The sequence below is a fragment of the Kribbella steppae genome (genome assembly GCF_004342025.1).
Taxonomy (GTDB): domain Bacteria; phylum Actinomycetota; class Actinomycetes; order Propionibacteriales; family Kribbellaceae; genus Kribbella; species Kribbella steppae.
Genome location: NZ_SLWN01000003.1, coordinates 690,717 through 716,590, shown reverse-complemented (window position 1 = coordinate 716,590; position 25,874 = coordinate 690,717). Strand labels below are relative to the sequence as shown.

29 protein-coding genes are annotated in these 25,874 nt (G+C 68.7%); 16 read left to right on the top strand and 13 right to left on the bottom strand.

Translation table 11 applies throughout. From position 1 onward, the window contains the following. The first annotated feature begins 2 nt into the window (after window positions 1-2). The 9 genes from EV652_RS12030 to EV652_RS11995 are packed head-to-tail and all read left to right on the top strand — an operon-like array spanning window position 3 to window position 6,786. Window positions 3-1,808: a nickel-dependent hydrogenase large subunit gene (locus EV652_RS12030; protein ID WP_132209121.1), complete on the top strand. Its 1,806-nt coding sequence runs from the start codon at window positions 3-5 to the stop codon at window positions 1,806-1,808. A gap of 1 nt (window position 1,809) precedes the next feature. After that, complete coding sequence (locus EV652_RS12025; protein WP_132209120.1) at window positions 1,810-2,649, top strand: NifU family protein; 840 nt, start codon at window positions 1,810-1,812, stop codon at window positions 2,647-2,649. Further along, a complete protein-coding gene (locus tag EV652_RS12020; RefSeq protein WP_199238125.1) occupies window positions 2,646-3,341 on the top strand; it encodes a DUF5947 family protein in 696 nt (231 codons plus the stop codon). The genes EV652_RS12025 and EV652_RS12020 overlap by 4 nt, the downstream gene beginning before the upstream one ends. Further along, window positions 3,334-3,966, top strand: coding sequence for a DUF6084 family protein (locus EV652_RS12015; protein WP_132209119.1), 633 nt, complete (start codon window positions 3,334-3,336; stop codon window positions 3,964-3,966). Before EV652_RS12020 ends, EV652_RS12015 begins: the two co-directional genes overlap by 8 nt. Beyond that, window positions 3,963-5,255 (top strand): hypothetical protein, encoded by a 1,293-nt coding sequence (locus tag EV652_RS12010; RefSeq protein ID WP_132209118.1) that lies wholly within the window; start codon window positions 3,963-3,965, stop codon window positions 5,253-5,255. Before EV652_RS12015 ends, EV652_RS12010 begins: the two co-directional genes overlap by 4 nt. Continuing rightward, complete coding sequence (locus EV652_RS12005) at window positions 5,252-5,758, top strand: hydrogenase maturation protease (RefSeq protein WP_132209117.1); 507 nt, start codon at window positions 5,252-5,254, stop codon at window positions 5,756-5,758. The genes EV652_RS12010 and EV652_RS12005 overlap by 4 nt, the downstream gene beginning before the upstream one ends. Further along, window positions 5,758-5,859 (top strand): DUF6893 family small protein, encoded by a 102-nt coding sequence (locus EV652_RS46375; RefSeq protein WP_439649052.1) that lies wholly within the window; start codon window positions 5,758-5,760, stop codon window positions 5,857-5,859. Before EV652_RS12005 ends, EV652_RS46375 begins: the two co-directional genes overlap by 1 nt. 4 nt (window positions 5,860-5,863) lie before the next feature. Then, a complete protein-coding gene (locus EV652_RS12000; protein WP_132209116.1) occupies window positions 5,864-6,082 on the top strand; it encodes a HypC/HybG/HupF family hydrogenase formation chaperone in 219 nt (72 codons plus the stop codon). After that, window positions 6,079-6,786 (top strand): DUF6390 family protein, encoded by a 708-nt coding sequence (locus tag EV652_RS11995; RefSeq protein ID WP_132209115.1) that lies wholly within the window; start codon window positions 6,079-6,081, stop codon window positions 6,784-6,786. The genes EV652_RS12000 and EV652_RS11995 overlap by 4 nt, the downstream gene beginning before the upstream one ends. Here the strand turns inward: EV652_RS11995 and EV652_RS11990 are convergent. The 3 genes from EV652_RS11990 to EV652_RS11980 are packed head-to-tail and all read right to left on the bottom strand — an operon-like array spanning window position 6,738 to window position 8,840. Then, window positions 6,738-7,139 carry a helix-turn-helix domain-containing protein gene (locus EV652_RS11990; protein ID WP_132209114.1) on the bottom strand — a complete coding sequence of 134 codons (402 nt, stop codon included), beginning with the start codon at window positions 7,137-7,139 and terminating at the stop codon, window positions 6,738-6,740. The genes EV652_RS11995 and EV652_RS11990 overlap by 49 nt on opposite strands. 46 nt (window positions 7,140-7,185) lie before the next feature. Then, the gene (locus EV652_RS11985; RefSeq protein WP_132209113.1) at window positions 7,186-7,464 is read right to left on the bottom strand and encodes a muconolactone Delta-isomerase family protein; all 279 of its coding nucleotides are present in this window, start codon (window positions 7,462-7,464) and stop codon (window positions 7,186-7,188) included. Further along, complete coding sequence (locus tag EV652_RS11980; protein WP_132209112.1) at window positions 7,461-8,840, bottom strand: NAD(P)H-quinone dehydrogenase; 1,380 nt, start codon at window positions 8,838-8,840, stop codon at window positions 7,461-7,463. Before EV652_RS11980 ends, EV652_RS11985 begins: the two co-directional genes overlap by 4 nt. Window positions 8,841-8,871: 31 nt before the next feature. Here EV652_RS11980 and EV652_RS11975 point away from each other — a divergent pair, with 31 nt between their 5' ends. Continuing rightward, on the top strand, window positions 8,872-9,333 hold the full coding sequence (locus tag EV652_RS11975; protein ID WP_132209111.1) for a gamma-glutamylcyclotransferase: 462 nt from the start codon (window positions 8,872-8,874) through the stop codon (window positions 9,331-9,333). Between the two features lie 27 nt (window positions 9,334-9,360). After that, complete coding sequence (locus EV652_RS11970) at window positions 9,361-11,016, top strand: phospho-sugar mutase (RefSeq protein WP_132209110.1); 1,656 nt, start codon at window positions 9,361-9,363, stop codon at window positions 11,014-11,016. Between the two features lie 86 nt (window positions 11,017-11,102). Here EV652_RS11970 and EV652_RS11965 read toward each other — a convergent pair whose 3' ends face one another. The 4 genes from EV652_RS11965 to EV652_RS11950 all read right to left on the bottom strand — a co-directional run bounded on the left by EV652_RS11965 (window position 11,103) and on the right by EV652_RS11950 (window position 14,250). Then, window positions 11,103-11,558: a hypothetical protein gene (locus EV652_RS11965; protein WP_132209109.1), complete on the bottom strand. Its 456-nt coding sequence runs from the start codon at window positions 11,556-11,558 to the stop codon at window positions 11,103-11,105. Window positions 11,559-11,725: 167 nt separating this feature from the next. Then, complete coding sequence (locus EV652_RS11960) at window positions 11,726-12,661, bottom strand: neutral zinc metallopeptidase (RefSeq protein WP_132209108.1); 936 nt, start codon at window positions 12,659-12,661, stop codon at window positions 11,726-11,728. A gap of 108 nt (window positions 12,662-12,769) precedes the next feature. Then, window positions 12,770-13,672: an alpha/beta hydrolase gene (locus EV652_RS11955; protein ID WP_132209107.1), complete on the bottom strand. Its 903-nt coding sequence runs from the start codon at window positions 13,670-13,672 to the stop codon at window positions 12,770-12,772. Between the two features lie 17 nt (window positions 13,673-13,689). Beyond that, entirely contained in the window at window positions 13,690-14,250 is a 561-nt protein-coding gene (locus EV652_RS11950; protein WP_242001702.1) for a PH domain-containing protein, read from the bottom strand. A 46-nt stretch (window positions 14,251-14,296) separates the two neighbouring features. Here EV652_RS11950 and deoC point away from each other — a divergent pair, with 46 nt between their 5' ends. The 4 genes from deoC to EV652_RS11930 are packed head-to-tail and all read left to right on the top strand — an operon-like array spanning window position 14,297 to window position 18,624. After that, complete coding sequence (gene deoC, locus EV652_RS11945) at window positions 14,297-15,253, top strand: deoxyribose-phosphate aldolase (protein WP_132209106.1); 957 nt, start codon at window positions 14,297-14,299, stop codon at window positions 15,251-15,253. 3 nt (window positions 15,254-15,256) lie between these two features. Then, window positions 15,257-16,693, top strand: a complete 1,437-nt coding sequence (locus EV652_RS11940) for an aldehyde dehydrogenase family protein (RefSeq protein WP_132209105.1) — start codon at window positions 15,257-15,259, stop codon at window positions 16,691-16,693. Continuing rightward, entirely contained in the window at window positions 16,683-17,573 is an 891-nt protein-coding gene (locus EV652_RS11935) for an aldehyde dehydrogenase family protein (RefSeq protein WP_132209104.1), read from the top strand. The genes EV652_RS11940 and EV652_RS11935 overlap by 11 nt, the downstream gene beginning before the upstream one ends. A 40-nt stretch (window positions 17,574-17,613) precedes the next feature. After that, window positions 17,614-18,624, top strand: coding sequence for a S66 family peptidase (locus EV652_RS11930; RefSeq protein ID WP_132209103.1), 1,011 nt, complete (start codon window positions 17,614-17,616; stop codon window positions 18,622-18,624). Between the two features lie 505 nt (window positions 18,625-19,129). Here EV652_RS11930 and EV652_RS11925 read toward each other — a convergent pair. Continuing rightward, window positions 19,130-19,750 (bottom strand): hypothetical protein, encoded by a 621-nt coding sequence (locus EV652_RS11925; protein WP_132209102.1) that lies wholly within the window; start codon window positions 19,748-19,750, stop codon window positions 19,130-19,132. A gap of 44 nt (window positions 19,751-19,794) precedes the next feature. Continuing rightward, window positions 19,795-20,817 carry a serine/threonine-protein kinase gene (locus tag EV652_RS11920; RefSeq protein ID WP_132209101.1) on the bottom strand — a complete coding sequence of 341 codons (1,023 nt, stop codon included), beginning with the start codon at window positions 20,815-20,817 and terminating at the stop codon, window positions 19,795-19,797. A 55-nt stretch (window positions 20,818-20,872) separates the two neighbouring features. Here EV652_RS11920 and EV652_RS11915 point away from each other — a divergent pair, with 55 nt between their 5' ends. Further along, window positions 20,873-21,412: an RNA polymerase sigma factor gene (locus EV652_RS11915; protein ID WP_242001701.1), complete on the top strand. Its 540-nt coding sequence runs from the start codon at window positions 20,873-20,875 to the stop codon at window positions 21,410-21,412. Here the strand turns inward: EV652_RS11915 and EV652_RS11910 are convergent. The 4 genes from EV652_RS11910 to EV652_RS11895 are packed head-to-tail and all read right to left on the bottom strand — an operon-like array spanning window position 21,409 to window position 25,830. Further along, the gene (locus EV652_RS11910; RefSeq protein WP_132209099.1) at window positions 21,409-21,732 is read right to left on the bottom strand and encodes a hypothetical protein; all 324 of its coding nucleotides are present in this window, start codon (window positions 21,730-21,732) and stop codon (window positions 21,409-21,411) included. The genes EV652_RS11915 and EV652_RS11910 overlap by 4 nt on opposite strands. 43 nt (window positions 21,733-21,775) lie before the next feature. After that, entirely contained in the window at window positions 21,776-24,217 is a 2,442-nt protein-coding gene (gene pepN, locus EV652_RS11905; protein ID WP_132209098.1) for an aminopeptidase N, read from the bottom strand. Between the two features lie 23 nt (window positions 24,218-24,240). Then, entirely contained in the window at window positions 24,241-24,726 is a 486-nt protein-coding gene (locus EV652_RS11900) for a hypothetical protein (RefSeq protein ID WP_132209097.1), read from the bottom strand. Window positions 24,727-24,735: 9 nt separating this feature from the next. After that, window positions 24,736-25,830: an FAD-dependent oxidoreductase gene (locus tag EV652_RS11895; RefSeq protein ID WP_199238124.1), complete on the bottom strand. Its 1,095-nt coding sequence runs from the start codon at window positions 25,828-25,830 to the stop codon at window positions 24,736-24,738. Between the last annotated feature and the right edge of the window lie 44 nt (window positions 25,831-25,874).

Sequence of the window (25,874 nt, the reverse complement as noted above, 5' to 3'; positions counted from 1 at the left end):
CCATGACCACCACCGACCCCAAGATCACCCCGGCCGCGAGTGAGTCGAAGAGCTCCGACGTCGTCGAGATGGCGTGGGACCCGATCACCCGGATCGTCGGCAGCCTGGGCATCTACGCCAACGTCGACTTCAAGCAGAAGACCGTCCAGGAGTGCCACAGCACCTCGTCGATCTTCCGCGGCTACAGCATCTTCATGAAGGGCAAGGACCCGCGCGACGCGCACTTCATCACCAGCCGGATCTGCGGCATCTGCGGTGACAACCACGCCACCTGTTCGGTCTACGCCCAGAACATGGCGTACGGCGTCGCGCCGCCGCCTCTGGGTGAGTGGATCATCAACCTGGGCGAGGCCGCGGAGTACATGTTCGACCACAACATCTTCCAGGAGAACCTGGTCGGGGTGGACTACTGCGAGCGGATGGTCAAGGAGACCAACCCGGGCGTGCTCGAACTGGCGAACCGGACCGAGGCACCGCACGCCGGTGACCACGGCTACCGGACCATCGGCGACATCATGCGCTCGCTGAACCCGCTGGAGGGCGACTTCTACCGGGAGGCGCTGCACGTCAGCCGCTACACCCGGGAGATGTTCTGCCTGATGGAGGGCCGGCACGTGCACCCGTCGACGCTCTACCCCGGCGGTGTCGGCACGGTCGCCACCATCCAGCTCTTCACCGACTACCTGACCCGGCTGATGCGCTACATCGAGTTCATGAAGAAGGTCGTACCGCTGCACGACGACCTGTTCGACTTCTTCTACGAGGCGCTGCCCGGGTACGAGCACGTCGGCGAGCGGCGCATCCTGCTCGGTTGCTGGGGCAGCCTGAACGACCCGGCGATCTGCGACTTCCGGTACCAGACGATGGCCGACTGGGGCCGGCGGATGTTCGTCACCCCGGGCGTGGTGGTGGACGGCCAACTGGTCACCAACAGCCTGGTCGACATCAACCTCGGCCTGCGCATCCTGCTCGGCAGCTCGTACTACGACGACTGGGTCGGCGGCGGTCACGAGAAGTTCGTCGACATCGACCCGCTCGGCAACCCGATCGACGTCCGGCACCCGTGGAACCAGCACACCCTGCCCAAACCGCAGAAGCGCGACTTCTCCAACGCCTACAGCTGGACCATGTCGCCGCGCTGGTTCGACGGCACCGACCACCTCGCCCTGGACACCGGCGGCGGCCCGATCGCCCGGCTCTGGTCGACGGCGCTGTCCGGTCTGGTGAACACGGGCAACGTGCAGGCCACCGGACACAGCGTGAAGATCCAGCTGCCCAGGACCGCGCTCAAGCCGGCCACCGAGTACGAGTGGAAGATCCCGCGCTGGAGCAACGCGATCGAGCGGAACCGGGCCCGGACCTACTTCCAGGCCTACGCGGCCGCACTGGCCCTGCACTTCTGCGAGAAGGCGATGGCCGAGGTCCGGGCCGGCGAGACCGAGACCTGGACCCCGTTCAAGGTGCCGGACGAGGCGATCTCCTGCGGCTTCACCGAGGCGGTCCGGGGCGTGCTCTCGCACCACATGGTGATCCGCGACGGCAAGATCGCGAACTACCACCCGTACCCGCCGACCCCGTGGAACGGCAGCGTCCGGGACACCTACGGGACCCCGGGGCCGTACGAGGACGCGGTCCAGAACACGCCGATCTTCGAGGAGAACCCACCGGACCGGTTCAAGGGCATCGACATCATGCGAGCGGTCCGCAGTTTCGACCCGTGCCTGCCGTGCGGCGTGCACATGTTCGTCGGCAACGGGCGGGAGAAGACCCACCTGCACTCACCCTCGATCGCGGTCAAGCCCTACTGACATGGACCGGCACGATATCCAGGCGGTGAGCGAACGGATCGACGTCCTGCTGGACGAGGTCCAGCGACGGGCCGAGCCCGAGATCACTCTCAAGGTCGAGGAGCTCGTCCGTGCGGTGCTGTCACTGCACGGCGCCGCCCTCGGTCAACTGCTGAGCCTGCTGAGCCAGGAGCAGGTCCAGCAGTTGGTCGACGACGACGTGGTCGCCGGTCTGCTCCTGCTGCACGACCTGCACCCGGACGATGTCGCGACCCGGATCCAGCACGCCCTCGACTCGGTCCGGCCGTACCTGGGCTCCCATGCCGGTGGCATCGACTACCTCGGCCTCGACGACGACGGCGTCGTACACCTGCGTCTGCAGGGCAGCTGCGACGGATGTCCCGGCTCGACCGCGACCGTTCGGCTCACGGTCGAGAACGCCGTCCTCGACGCCGCCCCTGAGGCTGTCGCGGTCGATGTCGCCGGCATGGTCGAGACACAGCAGACCCTGTTGACCATCCAGCCGTTCCGCACCCACCGGGATGGCTGGCACCAGCTGGACCTGGTCACCCCTCCAGGCCAGGTCCAGCACCTAACTATCGGCGGCCTCGACGTGCTGGTCGCCAACCTGGCCGGAACGCTCTTTGCCTATCGCAACAACTGTCCGGTCTGCTCGTCGGCCCTGCACCACGGTGTGCTGGACAGTGACCGACTCACTTGCCCACGCTGCACAGCGGCGTACGACGTCCGGCTGGCCGGGCGCGCGCTGGCGCCGGAAGGGGCACCGCCACTCGAGGCACTTCCGCTGTTACCGGAGGGGTCCGGGTGGAAGGTCGCCATCCCGGGGGTGCAGCCGGCGTGAGACCTTCGCCGACGCTGCGAGCTCTGGCACGGCAGAAGAGTGGTACGGCCTCCTCCGTCGGCGGGCAGCGGCCGGCCGTCGATCCGGTCGCGGTGCTGCGTGAGTTCACCGGCGGTGTCCGCGAGCAGGCCGCACCAGGTGAGCAGTGCGAGATGTGCGCCGTACCGATCGGTCCGCAGCACTCGCACCTGGCCGACGTACAGGGTCACCGGCTGCTCTGCACGTGCCGGTCCTGCTATCTGCTGTTCACCGACGGTGGCGCGTCGCACGGACACTACCGCGCCGTACCGGAGAACTATCGGTTCAACGCGGGTTTCACCTTGTCCGCGGCGGAGTGGGACGCCATGGGCATTCCGGTCAGCCTGGCCTTCCTCTTCTACCAGTCCGACCAGGCCCGGTACGTCGCCTTCTACCCAAGCCCTGGTGGTGCCACCGAGTCGTTGCTCGACCTGGCCGACTGGAACAGCGTGGTCGCGGGTGATCGCCTGCTGCAGGAGCTGACCCCGGATGTCGAGGCGGTGCTGCTGCGCCGGGTCGACGACGGGTTCGAGTGCTATCTGGTCCCGATCGATGCCTGTTACGAGTTGGTCGGCATCGTGCGCCAGTACTGGGAGGGTTTCGCGGGTGGTGAGGAAGTCTGGCGGCGTATCGACGACTTCTTCACCGGTGTCCGGGAGCGCTGCCGTGGTTGACCTGGACTTCACCTGCACGGGTGCGGAGGCCGACCGGTACGCCGCGATCCCCTCGATCCGCCTGCACCTTCGGATCGAGGAAACCACCGCAACGCCGGTGCACGCACTGGCGTTGCGGTGCCAGATCAGGATCGAACCGATCCGGCGACGCTACGACGACGAGGAAGCCGAGGGGCTCGCGGACCTGTTCGGCGACCGGACTCGCTGGGGCGAGACGTTGAAGCCGCTGCAACTGGCGTTCGTGACCCAGATGGTGCCAGGGTTCTCCGAATCGACCGAGGTGGATCTGCACCTGCCGTGTAGCTACGACTTCGATGTCGCGGCCCACAAGTACCTGTACGCGCTGCGCGAGGGCGGCGTACCCCTGCTCCTGCTGTTCAACGGGACGATCTTCACCGGTAGTCCCGGCACGCTGTCGGTGACCCCGGTCGCCTGGCAGAAGGAGACGACGTACGCGCTGCCGGTGCCGGTGTGGCGGGAGGCGATGGACCAGCACTTCCCGGGTGCCGCGTGGCTGCGGCTGCGGCAGGACACGTTCGACCGGCTCTATCGCTATCGGACCAAGGAAGCGTTGCCTGGATGGGACGACGCGATCGAGCGGCTGCTCAAGGAGCAGTTGGAATGAACAGGTTCGACGCGGTCCAGCAGGTCGCGGACGCGCTGCTGTTCGAGGGATACGTGCTCTACCCCTATCGCGCGTCGGACGGCAAGAACCGGGTGCGCTGGCAGTTCGGCGTGCTGATGCCGCCCGACTACTGCGCGGTGGATGGGTCCGAGCGGGGCTGGTCGCAGACCGAGTGTCTGCTCGACGGCGAGCAGGCCGGGCTGATCGTTCGCGTCCGGTTCCTGCAGGCACAGCGTCGTACGGTCCTGGACGCCGATGAGGTCGAGGTCGCATCGCTGCAGACCGACGACGCGACGTACCTGCCGTGGGACGAGGCCGTGGTGCGGACCGTCGACCTCACCGTCGACCTGCGCAGACTGCCGCGCGAGTTTCCGTTCCGGATCGCCGGTGGCACCGAGATCGAGGCGATCGGGACCGCCGGCTTCCTCCGCCGGACCCGGCTGCCGGTCACCGGAGTCGTTGCTCTGAGCATCAAACCGCTGCACGGCCCGTACGGCGTGACGCGACTACGGATCCGGGTCGAGAACACCACGCCGGACAGCAGCTCGGAACGCGTCGGGGCGTTACGGCAGGCCCTGATCGCCCACCACATCCTGGTCGCGGCGGACGGCTGCCGCTTCCTCTCGTTGCTGGAGCCGCCCGAGTGGGCCAGCGCGTACGCCGCCGGCTGCGAGAACCTCGGCGTCTACCCGGTGCTGGCCGACGACGTGCTGCTGTCGTCGCCGATCATCCTGTACGACCACCCGCGGATCGCACCGGAGAGTCAGGGCGACCTGTTCGACGCCACCGAGATCGACGAGATCCTCAGCCTGCGCACGATGACCCTGACCGACGACGAGAAGCGCGAGGTCCGCGGCACCGACCCGCGGGCGGCGGAGCTGCTGGCCCGGGTCGACACGATGCCGCAGGAGTTCCTCGACCGGCTGCACGGCACGGTCCGGTACCTGCGCAAGGTCACCGAGCCCGAGCCGACGCCGGCCGACACCCCGTGGTGGGACCCCGGCAACGACTCCACGGTGTCACCGGAGACCGACACCGTGATGATCGGTGCCGTCGCCGTCGGCAACGGTGCCCGGGTCCGGCTGCGGCCCGGCATCCGGCGCGCCGACGCGCAGGACATGTTCCTCACCGGCCGGCTCGGCACCGTGGTCGCCGTACTGTCCGATGTCGACGGCCAGACCCATGTCGCGGTCGCACTGGACGGTGCGGAAGGCGAGGTCCAGCGGTCGCACGGCCGGTACCTCTACTTCAGCCCGGACGAACTCGAGCCACTGGTCGGTGCGGAATGACCATTCTCGTGGCCGGGCTGGGCAACCTGTTCTGCGGTGACGACGCGTTCGGCGTCGCGGTCGTCGAGGAGCTCGCCAAGCGGAGCCTGCCGGACGGCGTCGAGGTGCGCGACTTCGGGATCCGGGGCATCCACCTCGCCTACCAACTGCTCGAGCCCTACGAACTGGTCGTGCTGGTCGACGCGGTCCAGCGGGGTGGATCGCCGGGGACGGTGTACGTGATCGAGGCCGAGCCGGGCGCCGAGCCCGGGCCGGAGGTCAGCATGGACGCCCACGACCTCGCACCGGACGCTGTGCTCTCGCTTGTTCCGCGGCTCGGTGGCACGGTGGGACCAGTGGTGGTGGTCGGTTGCGAGCCGGCCGGCATCGACGCCGGGATCGGGTTGTCGTCGGCCGTCCAGGACGCGGTCGCGACCGCAGTTCAAGTGGTGACCGATCTGGTCACCGGACAGAGCGCCGTACCGGCTGATCGGCCGGTGGGGGTGACGGAGAGGAGTTCGTGATGCGCCTCATGCTGCTGGGATTGCTGCTGCTGGTGCTGTTGGCGATCGGCTACTACGGGCTGGAGGACATCCGGCGCTACCTGCGGATCAGGGACATGTAGCCCGATGTGCCTCGGTATCCCGGGTCGGGTGGTCGACTGCCCGGACGGCGCGGACCTCGGCCGGATCGAGGTGGCCGGTGTCGTCCGGGAGATCAACCTGTCCCTGCTCGACGGGCCGTTCGTCCCCGGTGAATACGTGCTGATCCACAGCGGTTTCGCGCTCGAGCGGATGTCACCGGAGCGCGCTGCCGACGCGATGGCGTTCTTCGGGGCCGACCTGTGACGACTGGCCCGGCACTGTTCGTCCGGTACGCGTTCGCACCCAACCGGCTCGGGTACTGCGGTCCCGCCGACGCCGATGCCTTGCTGGAGTACGGCGCTCTGGGCCGGGCCGACGGCGGATTCCGCGCGCTGGCGAAGCAGTTCGAGGGCGCCTGGCCCCAGCTGCGCCTGATCGCCGCGGCCACCGGTACGGCGGATCCACTCGACCGCGAGGTGGTCGAGGCCTACTGGATCGGCAACCGGCTGCTGGACCGGGCCCGCAACGCCCGCGGCGGTCTGCCCCATCACAGCTACCAGGTGTTCTGCCTGTATCCGTGGGCGGATCTGCTGGGCGACGAACGCCGTACGGCGCAAGCACTCCGGGTGCTCGACCAGTGCCGGATCCGGTGGGGCCGGGTGATCGCGGACACCACCGACCACGTCGTGGTGGAGTCGCGACCACTGCTGTGGGACGGCAGCCAACTCGCCCTCGGCCCGCCGCAGCAGGAGACCGCGATCCGTGGTTTCGACGGCGTGCGCCTGATCGAGCGGTTGGATCCGGGCGACTGGGTGTCGCTGCACTGGGAGTGGGTCTGCGACCGGCTGACCCCGGCCCAGATGGTTGCCTTACGCCACTATTCGGCGCACCACCTGACCCTGGTGAACGAGCGAATGGCTCAGCGGCGGGGCGGCCGGGCCGGGATGTCCGGGCCGAGAATCCCGTGACCGGCCGGCTGACTCACGATTCCCGTTGAGGTCAATACGGCGGGACGCGGGACCGGCCGGTCGTCCGGCGCACTCGCGTGGTCGGGCTCCCAACGGGCCGGATCCTCGGTCAGACCGAGCAGGTAGGTGACGGTGCAGTCGAGCGCCGCGGCCAGTTCGGGCAACCGAACCACGTCGACGCCGGCGCCGTGCTCGAAGCTGGACAACGTCTTGTTGGTCGTTCTGATCCCCCGCCGCGCCAGCCGGCTGACCAGTTGCTTCTGCGTCAGGCCGAGTTGCAGCCGGCGGGCACGCAGCCGGTGACTGACGACCAGATGACGGTCGACGGCCAGGTCACTCCGATCCTCGAACATGGGACCCCTCCCGTGCAGTCACCATCCCTCGGCCGCGGCGGCCGCGTCAATCGCCCGGGCGGCCGGAATCCATCTCGGCCAGGGCGTGCACGGTGTAGCGGGCGAAGTTGAAGACCGGCGCCCGGCCGAGCAGCCGTTCGAACTCCTCGTGCGAGTCGACCTCGTAGATCCAGGCCCCGCCGTGCGATCCGACCACGTGGTACCGGGCCAGCACCTTGCCCTCGCGCTGCAGGCGTTCGCCGTACTCCGGCATCGCACCGACCGCCCGGGCCATCTCGGGAGACAGCAGGCTCAGCTCCATCTGCCACAGCACCAGGAACTTCATGAGCGGAGGTGCAGCCTTCTGGCCGCTTCGGCGATGGAGCCGGAGACCGAGGGGTAGACAGTGAAGGACTGGGCCATCTGATCGACGGTGAGGCGGGCGCCGACGGCCAGGGAGATGGGGTGGATGAGTTCGCTGGCGCGGGGGGCGACGACCACGCCGCCGACGATGATCCCGGTGTTCGGGAGGCAGAAGAGTTTGACGAAGCCGTCCCGGACGCCCTGCATCTTGGCCCGGGCGTTGTCGGACAGCGGGACCTTGACCACGATCGCCGTCGTGTCGCCGGCGTCGACGACCGCCTGGGAGACGCCGACGGTGGCGATCTCCGGGGCGGTGAAGACGTTCGCGGAGACGGTCGACTGGTCCAGCGGGGTGACCGCGTCGCCGAGGGCGTGCGCCATCGCGATCCGGCCCTGCATGGCGGCGACCGAGGCTAGCATCAGGATGCCAGTGCAGTCGCCGGCTGCGTAGACCCCGCGGGCCGTCGTCCGGCTGACCCGATCGACCGTGACGAAGCCGCCGTCGCCCAGCGACACGCCCGACTCGACCAGACCCATGTCATCGGTGTTCGGCAGTGATCCGACCGCCAGCAGCGCGTGCGAACCCTCCACCGTCCGGCCGTCGGTCAGGGTCACCACGACCCCGTCGCCGTGCCGCTTCACCGACTCGGCCCGGGACTTGCCCAGCACGGTCAGCCCACGCCGCTTGAAGACGTCCTCCAGGACGGCGGCCGCGTCGGCGTCCTCACCGGGAAGCACCCGGTCCCGCGACGACACCAGGACCACGTCGGTGCCCAGGGCGTCGTACGCGCTGGCGAACTCCGCACCGGTGACACCGGACCCGACCACGATCAGCCGCTCCGGCAGCTCCTCCAGCTCGTAGACCTGCTCCCAGGTCAGGATCCGCTCCCCGTCCGGCTCGGAGCCGGACAGGATCCGCGGCCTTGCCCCGGTGGCGATCAGGACGACGTCCGCCTCGAGCCGTTCGTCGCCGACGACAACGGTCTCCGGCCCGTCCAGCCGGCCGCGGCCCTGGATGATCCGGATCTTGTCCCGCTCCAGCCGCCGGGTGATCCCGTCGGACTGCGCGGCCGCCAGCCGCTTGACCCGTTGGTTGACGACGGAGAGATCGACACGCACGGAGTTCGCCGGATCGTCGTCACCGTCCTCGAGCCGGACGCCGAGCTGACCGGCCTCCTCGACCTCCGTCATCACCTCGGCCGTCGCTATCAGCGTCTTACTGGGCACGCAGTCGGTGAGCACGGCAGAACCGCCGATTCCGTCGGAATCGACGACCGTCACCTCCGCGCCCAATTGGGCGGCCGCACTGGCCGCTTCGTACCCGCCCGGACCGCCACCGATGATCACAACTCGCGCCACGGGAGGTCATTCTTCCGTATCCTGTTTCGTCGTGACCCTGTACGCCGCGTTTGCGTCGAATCTGGACCCGAACCTGATGGCTGAGCGGTGCCCGTACTCCCCCCTGCGCGGGACCGGGTGGATCATCGGCTGGCGCCTCACCTTCGGCGGGGAGGAACTCGGCTGGGAGGGCGCCATGGCCACCGTCGTCGAGGACCCGTCGCACCCGGCCAACCAGGTCTTCGTCGCGCTGTACGACGTCCACCCCAAGGACGTCGAGCGGCTGGACGAGTGGGAGTGGATCGACCAGGACGTCTACAGCAAGATCCAGGTCCGGGTGCAGACGCTGGACGGCGAGCAACTGGCCTGGATGTACGTCCTGAACGCCTACGAGGGCGGTCTCCCCTCGGCCCGCTACCTGGGCATCCTGGCCGAGGCGGCCGAGGCCGCCGGCGCGCCGGACGACTACGTCGCCGACCTCCGCGCGCGCCCCTGCCAGTCGTCCGGGCATTAGTCGTCGTACGGCGGATATCGTGCCGGAGTGACCGTCAACGATGACTTGCGCGCCGCCGCCGAAGCCTGGCTGAGCGAGGACCCCGACCCCGACACGCGCGCCGAGCTGGCCCAGTTGCTGGACATCGGTGCCGCCGACGAGCTGGCCGACCGCTTCGCCGGGACTCTCGAGTTCGGTACGGCGGGACTGCGCGGCGCCGTCGGCGCCGGACCGAACCGGATGAACCGGATCGTGGTCATCCGCGCCGCGGCCGGCCTCTGCGCCTACCTGAAGGCGAAGGGACTCACCGGCGGCCCGGTCCTGATCGGGTACGACGCCCGGCACAAGTCCGATGTTTTCGCCCGGGACACCGCGGCCGTGGTCCGAGGCGCCGGCCTGGACGCCGTACTGCTGGATCGGCCAGCTCCGACGCCGGTGGTTGCCTTCGGGATCAGGCATCTGAAGGCTGTGGCCGGGGTGGTCGTGACGGCGTCGCACAATCCGCCGCAGGACAACGGCTACAAGGTGTACCTGGGTGACGGGTCGCAGATCGTGCCACCGGCGGACGCGGAGATCGCCGCGGCGATCGCCGCCGTCGGGCCGCTGGACACAGTGCCGCGCGGGGACGACTGGCAGACGACCGGTGAGGAGCTCCTGGGCGCCTACTTGGACCGGATCGCGGCGCTGGTCCCCGAGGACGCGCCGCGGGCGCTGACCGTGGCCTACACGCCGCTGCACGGCGTCGGGCGGTCGCTGGTCGAGGCCGCGATCGCCCGTGCGGGGTTCTCCGAAGCGGCCGTCGTGGCATCGCAGGCGGACCCCGATCCGGACTTCCCGACCGTGTCGTTCCCGAACCCGGAGGAGCCGGGCGCGATCGACGCCGCGCTCGAGCTGGCCCGGTCGGTGGGCGCGGACATCGCGGTGGCGAACGATCCCGATGCGGATCGGTGTGCGGTCGCCGTACCGGATCCGGCGGCCCAAGATCCGGCGCAACGTGGCTGGCGGATGCTGCGCGGGGACGAGCTGGGCGGGTTGCTCGGCGAGTTCCTGCTGGCGTCGCGGCCGTCCGGGGTGGCCGCATGCTCGATCGTGTCGTCGTCGCTGCTGGGCAAGATCGCGGCGTCGTACGGCGTCGGGTACGTCGAGACGCTCACCGGCTTCAAGTGGATCGGCCGCGTGCCGGGGCTGGTCTTCGGCTATGAGGAGGCGCTCGGGTACTGCGTCGACCCGGACGCGGTGAGGGACAAGGACGGTGTCTCGACGCTGGTGCGAGTGCTGCAGATGGCGGCCCGGGCCAAGTCCGAGGGGCGCACACTGCTCGATCTCCTCGACGACCTCGCGATGAAGCACGGCCTGCACGCGACCGACCAACTGTCAATCAGGGTTGAGGATCTGTCGCTGATCACGACCGCCATGGAGCGGCTGCGGGCCGCTCCCCCCACGGTACTGGGCAGTCACACGGTCGAGCGGGTTGACGACCTCAGCGAGGGCAGCAAGACCCTGCCGCCGACCGACGGCCTTCGGTACACGCTGTCCGAGGGCGCTCGGGTGGTGGTGCGTCCGTCCGGCACCGAGCCCAAGCTGAAGTGCTACCTCGAGGTGGTCATCCCGGTGGCGGACTCGGACGTCTCAGCGGCCCGCAGTCAGGCGGCCGAGGATCTGGCCGCGGTCAAGCAGTCGCTGTCGGCCGCGTTGGGGATCTGAACGCGAAACGTCAGCCGCTCGACCTCTGGGATCGGCGGCTGACGTTCGACAACCGGGAGCACCTGGCGGGTGGCACCCGGGGGAAGTCAGCGTGCGGCGGCGGCGGCTGCGGCTTCGGCCTCTTCGGCGCGGAGCGAGCTCTGCAGCGACGAGTGCAGGATGCGCAGGGTGCTGGTCGACTGCATCAGCGCGTCCCGCTCGTCCGGGTTCCGGTTCGCGAGGTTGGCGATCTCGTTGATGCTCGCCTCGATCCGGGCGATCCGGTCCGCGACCGTGCCTTCCTGGCTACTGGCCTTGCGGATCGCGTCGGACGTGACCGTCCAGACGTCCTCCTTGTCGTTGGTGCGCCGCGACATGTCGACCATCTGGCTCAGTGCGGCCAGATCGTGGTCGACCTGGGTCCGCTCCACCGGCACGGTGATCCCGGCGGTCGACTGGCGCAGCCGGGTCACGTGACCGGACAGCTCGGACCAGCTGCACCTGCCGCTCTTGATCTTGTCCAGCACCTTGGCGTACTCGGTGTTGAACTCGTCGTAGTTCACTGTCCTACTCCTGCCGTGAGACTGCTCGCTGGAGAACTGTACGGCGTGCGCCTGGCGAAACAAGTAACCACACGATCGCAGATCGTGTACGTGTCGGCAAAACGCAACAGCCGCCCGGTACGCCAACGCGTACCAGGCGGCTGAGTTACGTTAGACCGCTGAACAGGTCAGGCGACGTACGTCGACGTCGCGTTGAAGGTGTTGCAGTTGCCCGCGACGGTGTAGGTGTGCTTCGCGTTGAAGCCGGCAGTCGACCAGAACGCGTGGTTCTTCGGCGAGCCGTGGTCACGGACTCCACCCGGCTGGTCGCCCATGTGGCTGATCAGGTAGTTGAACTGCGTCAGGAGACCGCCGCTCATCGGGTAGTACCGCTTGTTCGCGCCGATGTAGGCCGCGCCCAGGCAGGAGGCCTGCAGCTCACGGCGACGGCTCTCCTCGAGCCGCGCGGCGTTGGTGCTGAAGGCCCGCTGACGCGTCCACGACGCGTTCAGGATGCCGGTCAGGTACTGGACGTGGTGACCGTATTCGTGCGACATCATCTGGGTCAGCCATGCCCGCGCGTAGGTCGGGTTCTGGCCCCACGTCTTCATGATGTAGGCGGCCGGGATGTAGATGACACCGTTGCCCGCGCTGCAGTAGTAGCCGGTGGTGTTGTTGGCGATCCCGCAGCCGGTGTTGATCTTGGTGCCGCTGTGCACGGACAGCTTCGGCTTCACCTTGTACGCCGCGCCGGCGGCCTTCAGCGGGACCGCCCAGGCCGCGTACATGCAGGTCCAGAGCTGAGTGGAGTAGGCCGCCACGCCCGCCTGCGTGCGCAGCGAGACGTTGACCTCCTTGCACTTCGACGGCGTGATCGCCGGGGTGTTGTAGAGCCGGTTGTAGCGGACGACGTTCGTCGGCGAGGACGCCATGGTCGTCAGGCCTTCGCCCGCCGGCGGCGTGCTGACCGCCTGGTTCGGGGTCTCGCCCGGCTGCGGCAGCACCGGGATGGCCGGGTTCGCAGTCGGCGTGGCCTGCGCGTTCGGAAGTGCCGCGGCTGCGAGAGCGGCGACGGCAGCGACGCCGGCCAGACCCCGCAGGGTGTTACGGGAGAGGTTGAGCATGTTCTCCACTCTCGAGATAGGGACGTGTCGTGCTCATCCTGGAGTGAACAGGGGTCCATCCCAGGCTGAACAGGAGCTCTGACGCCACGAATCGTGGCCGAGTTCCCCTCAGCCGGTGACTTGTACGCCGAGGAATCGCAGGTGGTCAGGGAGCATGCGCCGCCAGTAGCCGGCCGTGTGCGCACCGAGCTGCAGACCACCCGCGGCACCCAGCTCCGCCCGCAGTTCGTCGGCCGCCTCGGCGAACGGATCGTCCCGCCCGCAGTCGATGCGTACGGCAACATCCCGGAACCCGCTCCGGCGACCGAACACCTGACTGTTCTCGAAGTCGCCCGCGTCGTCGAACGCACCGGGCGTCGTGTCCTCGAAGCGACGCCACAGCGCCGGGCTGAGCGCACCCACCGCGACCGCCCGGGTGGCCGGCCGGACGCGCCGCTGCCAGTAGTGCAGCGCCACCCACAGCAAGGCGCCGTACCCGCCCATCGACCAGCCGAGGAGACCGTACCGTTCGGTGTTCAGGCCGCGATTCGCCAACAGGGGCAGGAATTCCTGGTCGAGCATGAACCCGGGATCCTCGCCGGCGCCCCGGCGATGCCAGTAGTTGTCCGGCCCGCCGTCCACGGTCGCCAAGGCGAAGGGCGGCGTACCCGATTGGACTGCGGCCGTCAGGTAGCGGTCGATGCCGAGGTCGTTGATCGCGGACGTGTGATCGCCGCCTCGACCGTGCAGCACCATAACGACGGGGAGCTCGGCGGTCGGCGCGTAGCCGTGTGGGTAGATGACGCTGTAGCCGACCGTCGTACGGCGACCGAACGACTCGAACGTCCCCGACTCGACCGGACCGGCAGGCACGTCGGGTACGACGCCGTCCGGACCAGTCAGCCCGAGTACGTCGTGCACCCGGGCGCGACCCGGGACGACGCCGGTCTCCAGCGCGACCACGCCGGCGACACCGGTGACCGCGGCCGCCACGCCCGTGCGGATCAGAGTGCGGCGGGACAGCGAGCGCATCGTCGGCCCCGCGTCGATCAGCGGTACAGGGCGGCGAGGATGGCGACCACCGCCAGTACACCGATGACGGCCAACTCAGGGCGGGCCCAGGTGGTGACCACCTCGCCACCGGACTTCTCGCTGTACAGCTCCATGTGGGTCTCGACCCGGTTGAGCACGAAGTCGGCCCGCGAGATCGAACTCTCGGGCGAGAGCTTGCGGCCGCCGACCCGCTGCTTCCTGAGGTCACGCATGACGAGTTGGACGCCGGGAGCGCGGAACCGGTTGTCCGCGGTGTGCACGCGCAGGATGTCGGTGACGTCGACGCCGGTGACCTTGCTCCACGGGATGGTGTGGTCGCGGAGGTGGTTACGCAGCACGACGTGCTCGGGGCTGAGCGTGACCGACGGCCGGACCAGGCCGACGTACGCGAGCACCATCAGGATGCCGAGGATGCAGGCGACCAGCAGACCGCTGACGGTCCGCCACTCCAGCACGATGTCGAGCAGCCCGACCGCGCCGATCACGAGCACGATCACACCGGTGATCCGGTTCGAGGTGGACAAATACTGCTCGCTCTCCGGCGACTTCGGCTTCACCAGCACAAAGTAACCGGCCGTCAGAATCGGCACTAGACTGCCGTGGGTGACCACACTCGACAGCGGCGTCGACACACTGGCCGACGTGACCTCGTCCGAGGACCGGCTGCGCCGGTTCCTGCTCGGCTTGCCGGGCGTCGACCAGGTCGGCGCCGAGGCTCGGGCCGCCACCCTGGGCACCCGGTCGATCAAGACCACCGCCAAGGCGTACGCACTCGATCTGGCGATCCAGATGATCGACCTGACCACACTGGAAGGGCAGGACACCCCCGGCAAGGTGCGGGCCCTGTGCGCGAAGGCGAAACGGCCCGACCCGGCCGACCCGACCGCGCCGCAGGTGGCCGCGGTCTGTGTCTACCCGGACCTGGTGGCGACGGCCAAGCACGAGCTCCGCGGCTCGGGGATCAACGTGGCGAGTGTCGCAACCGCCTTCCCCAGTGGGCGTTCCAGCCTGGCGATCAAGATCCAGGACACCAAGGACGCGGTCGCCTCGGGGGCCGACGAGGTCGACATGGTGATCGACCGCGGCGCCTTCCTGTCCGGCCGCTACGGGCTGGTCTTCGACGAGATCACCGCGATCCGCGAGGCGGCCGGCGACGCGCACCTGAAGGTGATCCTGGAGACCGGTGAGCTGGTCACCTACGACAACGTCCGGCGGGCGTCCTGGCTGGCGATGCTGGCCGGTGCGGACTTCATCAAGACTTCAACCGGCAAGGTGTCCCCCGCGGCGACTCTGCCGGTCACGCTGGTGATGCTCGAGGCGGTCCGCGACTACCACGAGGCCACCGGCCTGCACATCGGCGTCAAACCGGCCGGTGGCATCCGGACCGCGAAGGACGCGATCAAGTACCTGGTCACGGTCAACGAGACGGCCGGACCCGATTGGCTGGACCCGGAGCTGTTCCGCTTCGGCGCGTCCAGTCTGCTGAACGACCTGCTGATGCAACGCACCAAGCTGGCCACCGGGCACTACCCCGGACCCGACTACTTCACGCTGGACTGAGGCATGAGCAGATTCGAGTACGCACCGGCCCCGGAATCCCGGGCCATCGTCGACATCAAGTCGTCGTACGGGCTCTTCATCAACGGGGCGTTCGTCGAGGCGACGGACGGGAAACCGTTCAAGACCGTCAGTCCGTCGTCGGAGGAGGTGCTCGCGGAGGTCAGCGAGGCCGGGCCTGCTGATATCGACAAAGCAGTCAAGGCAGCCCGCAAAGCCTTCGACAAGGTCTGGGGGCCGATGGCGGGCCGGGACCGGGCGAAGTACCTGTACCGGATCGCGCGGCTGGTCCAGGAGCGCGCCCGTGAGCTGGCGGTGCTGGAGTCGCTCGACAACGGCAAACCGATCCGCGAGTCGCGTGACGTCGACATCCCCCTGGTGGCGGCGCACTTCTTCTACTACGCGGGCTGGGCGGACAAGCTCGAGTACGCCGGTGCCGGCGAGGACCCGCAGCCGCTGGGTGTCGCCGGCCAGGTGATCCCGTGGAACTTCCCGATGCTGATGCTGGCCTGGAAGATCGCTCCCGCGCTGGCCGCGGGCAACACCGTCGTACTGAAGCCGGCCGAGACGACCCCGCTGACCGCGCTCGCGTTCGCGGAGATCTGCCGGCAGGCGGACCTGCCGCCCGGTGTGGTGAACATCGTCACCGGCGCCGGCCGGACCGGTCAGGCGCTGGTCGAGCACCCGGACGTGGACAAGGTCGCGTTCACCGGTTCGACCGAGGTCGGCCGGTCGATCGCCAAGGCGGTCGCCGGATCGGACAAGAAGGTGACGCTGGAGCTCGGCGGCAAGGCGGCGAACATCGTCTTCGAGGACGCGCCGATCGACCAGACCATCGAGGGCATCGTCAACGGCATCTTCTTCAACCAGGGCCACGTCTGCTGCGCGGGTTCGCGGCTGCTGGTCCAGGAGAGCGTGTACGACGAGGTGCTCGCCCGGCTGAAGCGCCGGATGGGCACGCTGCGGGTCGGCGACCCGCTGGACAAGAACACCGATATCGGTGCGATCAACTCGTCGGCCCAGCTGGCCAAGATCCGCGAGCTGTCCCAGATCGGCGAGGACGAGGGCGCCGAGCGCTGGTCGCCGGAGTGCGAGCTGCCGGCCGAGGGGTACTGGTTCCCGCCGACCGTCTTCACCGGGGTGACGCAGGCCCACCGGATCGCCCGCGAGGAGATCTTCGGGCCGGTGCTGTCGGTGCTCACCTTCCGGACTCCGGCCGAGGCGGTGGAGAAGGCGAACAACACCCCGTTCGGCCTGTCCGCCGGGATCTGGACCGACAAGGGTTCCCGGATCCTGTGGATGGCCAACCAGCTGCGCGCCGGCGTCGTCTGGGCGAACACGTTCAACCGCTTCGACCCGACCTCGCCGTTCGGCGGGTACAAGGAGTCGGGCTACGGCCGCGAGGGCGGTCGCCACGGTCTGGAGGCCTACCTTGCCCACTAAGGACTCGACTCCCAAACAGAGCCCGCGGCTCGAGGTACGCAAGACCTACAAGCTCTACGTCGGCGGCGCCTTCCCGCGCAGCGAGTCCGGCCGGACGTACGTCGTGAACGATGCCAAGGGCAAGTTCCTGGCGAACGCGTCGCAGGCCTCCCGCAAGGACGCCCGGGACGCGGTGGTCGCGGCCCGGAAGGCGTTCGGCGGCTGGTCCGGCAAGACGGCGTACAACCGCGGCCAGATCCTCTACCGGATCGCCGAGGTGATGGAGGGCCGGCACCAGCAGTTCAGTGCCGAGGTGGCAGCGTCCGAAGGGCTGTCGGCGGCGAAGGCCCGCGCGGTCGTGGACGCCGCAATCGACCGCTGGGTCTGGTACGCCGGCTGGGCCGACAAGCTGGCCCAGGTGGTCGGCTCGAGCAACCCGGTGGCCGGCCCGTACTTCGACTTCTCATTGCCCGAGGCAACCGGTGTGATCGCGGTGCTGGCACCGCAGGACTCCAGCCTGCTCGGGCTGACCAGCGTGATCGCGCCCGCGATCGTCTCCGGCAACACGGTCGTCGCTGTTTCGTCCTACGAGCGCCCGCTGCCGGCCGTGACGCTGGGCGAGGTGATGGCGACCTCCGATCTGCCGGGTGGTGTCGTCAACATCCTGACCGGGTCAGCGTCCGAGATCGGCCCGTGGCTGGCGTCGCACATGGACGTCAACGCGATCGACCTGTGCGGTATCGACTCCCCCGACGAAGCCCGCGACCTGGAAGCCGCGGCCGCCGAGAACCTGAAGCGGGTACGACGTCCCGCCGAGGAGGACTGGTCGGAGTCGCCGGGCCTGTCGCGCCTGACGCAGTACCTGGAACTGAAGACCGTCTGGCATCCGATCGGCGTATAAATCGCTGACGTCCGCGGGCGAGGCGTCGTACAGTCACCGCATGGTTGAACCTGGGGACAAGGTCGCGATCGTCTCGCCGTCGGGCGGGTTGCCGGAGATCTTTCCGGGTCCGTACGAGCTCGGTCTGCAGCGCCTGCGTGACTTCGGCCTCGACCCGGTGGAGTATCCGACGACCCGCAAACTCGGGACGACTCCGGCCGAGCGGGCCGCCGACCTGCACGCGGCCTGGTCGGATCCGTCGATCCGCGCGGTGATCGCGAGTATCGGCGGCGACGACCAGCTCACCGTGCTGAAGCACCTCGATCCCGAGGTGTTCCGGGCGGATCCGAAGCCGTTCTTCGGCTACAGCGACAACACGAACCTGCTCAACTTCCTGTATTCGTTGGGATTGCCGGCGTACCACGGCGGCAGCGTGATGGTGCAGTTCGGCCGCGGCGGCGCGATGCACCCCGACACCGAGCGCTCGTTGCGGGCCGCGCTGTTCACACCGGGCGACTTCGACCTGACCCCGGCGACCGGCTGGACCGACCACGACCGCGACTGGGCCGATCCGGCCACCCTGGAGACCGAGCCGCCGCTGTTCCCCGGCACGGGTTGGACCTGGTACGGCGACCAGCCGGTCAGCGGACGGCTCTGGGGCGGCTGCGTCGAGATCCTCGACTGGCAACTCGCGGTCGGGCGGTGGATGCTGCCGGTCTCGGAGTACGACGGCATCCTGTTCCTCGAGACCAGCGAGGAGATGCCGACCGACACCCAGGTCTACCGGATCCTCCGCAACCTGGGCGAACGCGGCCTCCTCGAACGCTTCGACGCCGTCCTCTGGGCCCGCCCGAAGTCCTGGGCCCTCGACCACCACACGACACCCGAGCAGTCCACGTCGTACGTCGAGTCGCAGTACGCCGCAGTCCGCCGCGCACTGTCCGAGTACAACCCGACCGCCCTCCTGGTCACCGGCGTCGACATCGGCCACACCGACCCCCAGCAAATCCTCCCGTACGGCGGCCAGGCCCGACTCGACCCCGCAACCTCCCGCATCACCGTCACCTACTGACCCGCCCCCGACGCCGGCATTGCGGGGCTTGAACAGGAACTGGTGGGCCGGCACACGTTATTTCCTGTTCAAGCCCACCAAACGGTGTCCTAACCCCCGGGTCCACGACCCGTCCCACCGCATTCCCCGGGTCCACGACCCGTCCCACCGCATTCCCCGGGTCCACGACCGTCCCACCGGATCCACCCCAGACACGCGACCACTCCTCCGAGCAGCTCCGGGATAGCTGCGCCCTCCTGGTCGGGGTGGTGGGGGTCAAGTGTCGAAGATCCGCGAAGCGGACGCCGAAGGCGCACTTGACGCACCCACCCCGACTAGCACCATCACGCAGCCCGGAGACGCGACCCGCAACCTCCCGCATCACCGGCACCTACTGACCCCGGCATCGGCCCAGGCAGGCCTCGACGCCTGCAATCGCGGGGGCTTGAACAGAAACTGGTGGGCCGAGACACGATATTTCCTGTTCAAGCCCACCAGAAGGTGTCCCGGCCGCCGAGCGGACGTACTAGCGGACGAGTGTGCGGGTCAGGGCGGGGTTGGGGTCGGGGAAGCACGAGACGGGGGAAGTGATGGTGACGAACTTCCACTTGATCTTGGCCTGCAGGGTGAGGCCTGGATCGTCGTAGCTGGTGCCTTTGAGTTTGGTCTCGATGACGGTGCCGGGGCGACCGGACTTCAGCCGGACGGACAGCGACGGGAGTTGATAGTTGGCGCCGCCGGGGATCGGGCCGGCCACCTTCACGACGACAACACTGCGGTCGAGGTGCACGGTGGGCGTGGAGTTGAGACCCGAGCCGCCGGTCAGCTTGGCACTCACGTACGACGAGTTGGCCGGGATCGGAACCCGCAACGACAGGTCCCGGACCTCCTTCAGCTTGAAGCCCTTGACCTCACCGGGCAGCGACCCCGGCTTCAGATCGACAGCGATGGTGAACCGAGTGTTCGGTGGCACTGTGGCCGGCGCCTTCGCATCAACCCCCTGCCGCAGCGACAGCAAATGCCGGCCGAACTTGGTGTCCGCCCGGCACGCATAACTCGCCGTCGGCGCCGCCGCCTCAGCCCCGGTCGCAACGACGAACGGAAGCACGGCAACCCCGAGAACCAAGACACAGCGGTGAGTAGCCATATGGCTACTCTAAGGAGTCAGGCTCCGGAGAGGAGCCCCTCGTCTCATTGACCGAACAGATACCAGCCGCCCACTCCGGCGAGTACGAAGACGACTGGCAGTGCGAGCAGGAACAGGGCTCGTGTTCGGCGGCGGCGTCGTACCGGCGGGTCCGTGGCGACCGTGGTCGGCAGTTCCTCATCCTCATCGCTGATATGCGTCCGCTCCAGCGCGCGCAGCGGCGCTTCCTGCTCCAGCCGGTACGCCTCCGCCTCCAGCCGCTCGGCGAGGGTGTCAGCACGCTCCCAGCGGGCGTCGACGTCGTAGGCCAGCGCGCGGGCGAAGAGGTCGTCGAGCTGCCCGACCGAGTCGTGCAGCGCCGGCCGCAGGCTCGGCGGCGGCAGGTCGGGGTCGCGGTTGAGCACCTCGGTGATCGAGCCCGCGGAGTACGGCGGATGTCCGGTGAGCAACGCGTACGTCACTGCACCAACCGCGTAGATGTCCGCCCGCTCGTCGAAACCACCGTCGCCACGACCCTGCTCGGGAGCCATGTACGACGGCGTACCGACGGCCTGGGTCAGTCCGGACGCCTCGGCGGCCCGCTTGGCGAGTCCCAGGTCGGCCAGCACGATCCGATGTGTCCCGCCGCCCGACTCGTCGCCCTGGTTGGGTCGGAGCAGCAGGTTGGCCGGCGTGACATCGCGGTGGACGACACCCTCGCTGTGGAGCGCGGCGACCGCGCGGGACAGGTCCGCACCCCACCACAACGCGTCGGCCGGATCGAGCGGCCCGTGGCGCAGCACCTCGGCCAGCGTGCCGCCGCCGACGTAGTCCATCACGAAGTACGGGCGCCCGTCCGGCAGCTTGCCGAGGTCGAACACCCGGACCACCCGATCGCTGGCGATCCGCCGCATCAGCCGTGCCTCGGACAGGAATCGCTCCCGGACGTCGGCGCGCGACGCCCAGTTGTCGGCGAGCACCTTGACGGCCACGTCCACGTCGAGGTCGTCGTCGTACCCACGCCAGACCGTCGCGAACGCGCCCGCGCCGATCTTGGCCTGTAGCCGGTACCTCCCGATGACGTCCATCCGGGCTATTGTCGACCACAGCCGAGCTGTCAGGCGAACACCACTCTGGGGGAGCATGAACGAGGAGTTGGAGGAACTCGCGGCCCGGGCCGCGGCGGGGGATCAATCGGTCGTGCCCGAGCTCCTGCAGGCGATCCGTCCGCAGGTGCAGCGGCGGGTGGCCAGGTTCCTGCCGTACCGCGAGGATGCCGAGGAGGCGGTCCAGGACACCCTGCTCCAGGTGGCGAACAAGATCCACACCTTCAAGGGCACCGGCAGCTTCGCCGGCTGGGTGACGATCGTCGCCACCAACCAGGCCCGGCAGACCTACCGTTCACTCAAGCGGCGCCAGGTCGAACAGTCCGCCGAGGTGATGCCGGAGGCCATCGATCCGCGCACCACGTCAGTGATCGCCGGTTCCCGGCTCGATCTGCTGGAAGCCCTCGAGAACCTGGAATCCAGCCATCCCCAACTGGTTCAGCCGCTTGTTCTCCGGGACCTCGGCGCGATGACGTACGCCGAGATCGCGACCGAACTCGACGTCCCGCTAGGGACGGTCAAGGCCCGCATCCACCAGGCCCGGAAGGCCGTGGCCGAGCGGCTGACGGTCCACTAGCGCCCCGATCGTCGTATCGACCGGGACGCCGAGCCACGTCTGCAGGATCTTCGCAGCATTGTCGGCCGGTCGAAACCCTTGTGCCACAAGGTGATTCGCTGCTCGAACTGCTCGCCGTCCGGGCGGTGCTGATCCACCGGCTGCCGCAACCAGAGCACGAAGAACGGTTTGCCGTTGATCAGCTTCCCGCTCTCGATCCGCAGCCCGGCGACCCGGTCCAACCGCGCCAGCACCTCGGCCACCGGATCCCTCGGTACGGCGGCCGCAGTCGTCCCGAGTGCGATTAGTCCGAGGACCAGCACAACTCTGACCAGCCGCATTCGGTGACTCCTCGAACTCGGAGCGACACTCTGCGTAATCAGGCTAGAGGAAAGTGCGACGTACCGCGACTGCCTTCCGCAGGTTGTCGGCGAAGTTCGCCGTCTGCCGGCGGATGCTCGGGGCAACGGTCTCGTCCGCGACCATCGCCGCGGCCCGGGCCAGCAACTCCGGCTCGATCACGAACTCCGGCACGATTCGTTGCACGGTGAGCGCCACCACCATGCCGGCCCTGATCTCGGCCGTCCGGTGGATGTCGGTGAAGAAGCGCTCGACGTACGGCGCGGTGACCGCGGCCTGACCAGGATGCCAGAACCCCTCGGCCGCAGCGAGCAGTTCCTTCACGCCGACGGTCGGATCCGTCATGATCCGGGTCCAGGCGGCTTCCTTGCCATCCGCCAGCGCCGACCGGCAGCGGGCGGCGTGGTTGACGCCCTCGGTCGACGTGTCCCGGGCCAGCTCGGCGTCGATCTCCGCCGCGCCGAACGCATTCAGCCGGACGAGCCGCAGGACCAGGGACCACCGCAGATCCGCGTCGATCTCCAGGCCGTCAGGCGTCCTGTCGCCGCTGAGCCAGGCCTTCAAGAGCTCAGCGTCTGACGTGGTCGCGATGAAGCCGCGCACGGTCGCCAGCTGCAGGCTGCTGCCCGGCTCCGTGGTCGCCAGCTTGTTGCCCAAGGCATCGGCGACGGCGCCGCGCGACTCGTCGTACGGGAGGTAGCCACCGAGCACCCGCTCCTCCAGCCAGCGGACCAGCGAGCCGACCGCGATATCGCTGTCCTCGTGCTGGATCGCGGTGACGACGAGTTCGAGCGCCTGGCGCGGATCGAGCTCGGCGTGTGCGGTGGCGTCGCGGATCGAGTTCCAGATCACCGCGCGGGCGGTGCCGTCGGCGATCGTCGGCAGGACGGCCGGGAGGTTCTCCAGGCTGGTGGCGTCGAGCCGGATCTTCGCCCAGGTGTCGTCGTCCGCATCCGGCACGATCACCGCGAGGTCATTGCTGAGGGCAACTTCCACGAAGTCGCCGTCGAGCATGACGTCGACGGTTTCGCCGGTGCCGTCGGCGTCGTACCCGCGAACACTGAGTTTGTGCGGCCGGCGGGATGCGTCCGGGCTGGTGCGGTGCAGGACGATGCCGGCCGGGGTGCGCTCGGCCGTGATCGTGTCCAGGCCGGACGTCCGCAGCCACTGCTCGGACCAGTTGCCCAGGTCCTGGGCGCCGGCCTCGGTCAGTTTGGCGATGAACTCGTGCAGGTCGGCGTTGCCGTACTCATGCGACTCGAGGTGCGCGTTGACGCCCTTCAGGAACACGTCGTCACCGAGGTACTTCGCGAGTTGCTTGAGCACCGCGGCGCCCTTGGCGTACGAGATCCCGTCGAAGTCGTCGAGCGACTGGCGCGCGTCCTTCAGGCTGTCCGGCGCGACCGGGTGGGTCGAGCTGCTCTGGTCCGTCTGCAGTCCCCACCACCGGCGGACGAAGGCGAAGTCGGTCCAGTTGCCCTGGTAGTCCGTCGCATCCTCGGACACCCGATGGGCCATGTACTCGGCGAACGACTCGTTCAGCCACATGTCGTTCCACCACTTCATGGTGACCAGGTCGCCGAACCACATGTGCGCCATCTCGTGCACAATGATCCGGGCCCGCGTACTGCGCTCCGCCTCGGTCACCTTGCTGCGGAAGACCAGATGGTCCGCGAACGTCACGCAGCCCGGGTTCTCCATCGCGCCGAGATTGAAGTCCGGTACGAACGCCTGCCAGTACTCACCGAACGGGTACCGCTGCCGGAACATCCGGTGGTATTCGTCAAACGCCTGCCTGGTGGTGCGAAACAGGTCGTCGGCGTCCCGCTCCAGGTGCTCCTTCAGCGATTGCCGGCAAGCCAGTCCGAGCGGGATCCCGTCGTACTCGCTCCTGATCAGGTGATACGGGCCGGCGACGATCGTGACGAAGTACGAAGCCAACGGCTTCGTCTCGGCCAGCTCCCATTCCCCCGGCCCGACCTGGGTCGCGGCACCGTTGCCCAGCACCACCCAGTCCTCGGGGCACTTCACCGTCACCGTGTACGGCGCTTTGAGGTCCGGCTGATCGAAACACGGGAAGTAGCGGGGCGCCGACTCGAGCGACGACATCCCGTAGGTGTAGACGCGTCCATCGGCCGCGTCGACCGATCGCACCAGTCCCTCGCCGTCCACGGAGTACTTCAGCTCCGCGGTCACCACGACCTCGTTCTCGGCCTGCAGCCCGGTCAGCGGAAACCTGCCCTCGGCCAGCAGGTCGACGTCCAGCGCGGCACCGTTCAGCTCGACCGCGAGCAGCCGCTCGGGCTTCACGTCCACCCAGGTCGAGTCACTCGTCGCCCCGAACCGGATCCGGCTGGTCGTGACGAACGTGTCGCCCGAGCCGGTCAGATCGAAGTCGACCCGGTACGACCGGACTACAAGGTCTGCCGCCCGTCGCCGGGCCTCTTCCACTGTCAACGCGCGCATGTCTGCACGCTATCCGAGCCGCCCTAGGACCCCGTCAGCTTTTCGCGCACAGCATGCGCCCGGGCCCGATCCCGCTCCTCGAGCGTCTCGTCCAGCGCCATCGCTTCAAGGGCACCCAGCAACCGCGCGTCCGGCACACCATCAGCAGGTACGGCGGCCGCCGCAAGCAGAGCCGTGGCACGCACGTCCGCGTCACTCGTACCCTCGAGCACCTCCGCGATCAACCCCGCATCCTCGGCCTGGGCAAGACTCGTCAGCACGTTGAGCGCACTCAGATGATCGAACGCCGCCCGCATCTCCGAATCACCGGCCACCGGCGGCCGCGACAACACGTCCCGCGCCACCTGCCGGACCTCACCGCCAAGCGGCTCCAACGGATTCCCACCGGACAACCGCGTGTACGACGCAGCCACCTGGTACATGTTCAGCGCTCTGCAGACAGTGGCGACGTTGTCGCTGTGGAGCAGCGCGCTGAACGCCTGCAGGGGAATGGCCTCGTCCGCAGTCATACCTGAAAGCTAGTCGACCAGCTCAGGCTGGAAGAACCGCAGTACCTTCTGCGCGGCGTCCGGTCCCGACATCATGTCCATCACCGCCGCCGATCTCTTGGCAGTCTCAGTCGCGCGTGCCTGCATCGCCGGCTCGTAGGCCGCGAGCGCGGCCTCTAGGTCGCTTGGATGTGCGGCGATGGCGAGGGCGAGCTCGGCCGCGTCCAGCATGGCCGCGTTCGCACCCTCTCCGACCGGCGGCATCAGGTGTGCGGCGTCGCCGAGGAGGGTGACACCGGAGCGGCGCGGCCAGGTCAGGCCGATCGGCAGCACAGCGATCGGGCGGACGACGAACGGCTCGTCACACGCGGCCTGCAGACGCCGGAACTGAGGCGCCCATCCGTCGAGCAGCTCGCTGACCGGCGTCCGGTCGAGGTCGGGTGTGCCCGGCAGCAAGATACCGACCCGGATGGTGCCGTCGCCGTTGCGCTGCGCGGACAGGATCAGGTCGGGTCCGAACACCCAGTAGTTGCCACGGCCAACCATCGCTGCCAGCTCGGGCTGGGTGCGATCGACGTCGTGAATGGCGCTCTGGATCGAGGTGGTGCCGGCGAACACCGGTTGGGCATCGGTGAGCAGCGGACGAACCCGGGAGTTCGCACCGTCGGCGCCGACGAGCAGGTCACACTCGGCGATGGAGCCGTCGGAGAAATGGACGACGTACCCGCCACCGGGCCGTGGCTCGGCGTGGCTGAAGGCCCGGTCCCAGCTGACCGCGCCGGCCGGCAGTGAGTCGAGCAGGAGGTCTCGCAGATCGGCGCGGTCGATCTCCGGGCGGTCCATGGGCGCGTCGTCCGGGGTGTCCTGCTGGAGCAGCAACGTGCCGGTGTGGTCCAGCATCCGCTGGTCCTGACCCTCGCGGCGGGCAGCGGCGAGGAACTGCCGTTCGAGCCCTGCCGCGCGGAGCGCGACCTGCCCGGTGTCGGCGTGCAGGTCGAGCATGCCGCCCTGCGGTCGGGTGGCGCGCGAGGTGTCGCGCTCGTAGACGACGGCATCGATGCCGTGGACGTGCAGGACCCGCGCAAGGGTGAGGCCGCCGGGGCCGCCGCCGATGATCGCGATCATGATGGACTCCTCTCGATACGCTGTATTCGGACGATACACTGTAT